Source organism: Vibrio sp. 10N.222.46.A1 (assembly GCF_041473595.1).
Classification (GTDB): Bacteria; Pseudomonadota; Gammaproteobacteria; order Enterobacterales; family Vibrionaceae; genus Vibrio; species Vibrio tasmaniensis_A.
The window spans coordinates 1-759 of record NZ_JBFRSN010001683.1 but is presented as its reverse complement, the minus strand read 5'-3'; the positions used below and the strand labels follow the sequence as shown (position 1 = coordinate 759).

General features: G+C 41.4%; 2 protein-coding genes. Both read left to right on the top strand.

Annotated elements, in window-relative coordinates; genetic code table 11:
• Positions 1-457 (top strand): DUF3334 family protein (locus AB4496_RS28855; RefSeq protein ID WP_372133547.1); only part of this gene is annotated, 457 nt, incomplete at its 5' end.
• A gap of 220 nt (positions 458-677) precedes the next feature.
• Positions 678-759, top strand: an 82-nt coding sequence (locus AB4496_RS28850) for a DUF2786 domain-containing protein (protein ID WP_372133550.1), incomplete at its 3' end; no start/stop codon positions are given.

Sequence of the window (759 nt, the reverse complement as noted above, 5' to 3'; positions counted from 1 at the left end):
CTACACAAATTACATGCGTAATATGGGCATGCCTGAAGACGAACTCGCTGTACTTCATACTTCAGACGAAGTAGGTGATGTATTAGGTGAGTTGATGAACCAGTTGGTTGGCGACTTTACCAACAAAATCCGTAAAGAACTGCAGACTAACATCACACAAAACCAACCGAAAATGCTGGCATTGAACAAGCAAGTGAACCTTTCTGTTGATACTAACTTAGATCGCCCGCAAGCTCGTCGTGTTACTTTCTCTACTGCCGACAACAACATTTTCTACCTTGAGCTTGCAATGGACAAAACAGAATTCATCCAATTGGAAGAATTCGAAATCGCTGAAGACGAATGTCCAGACAGCATTCTTGAAGCGACTCAGAAAAAAATGCAAGAACCAAAGCAGCCAGAGCAAAGTTCAGGCAACGATTCTGCAGCTGATTTACTCGATGAACTTGGAATCTAGGTTACAAATACTCTAGTTAATCAAGAAAATCGTGTCACTAACGCCATCAATCCTCTTGATGGCGTTTTGTTTTGTCCGGGACCCGCCGCTTCCTTCCTATGTCCTTATCTTCCATAATCGTTCACCACATTCCTACAAATGACTTTTGACTTTGCTGTTACTCGCCAAAACATGTAAAATGTTGGACTTTTAAAAATTTGCGGTAATGATTAAGTTGTCGATGGATAAGAAAAAAGCCCTAAAGAAAATTGCCAAGTGTCTTGAGCTTGGAAACTCTGCGAACGTCAATGAAGCTGCCAATG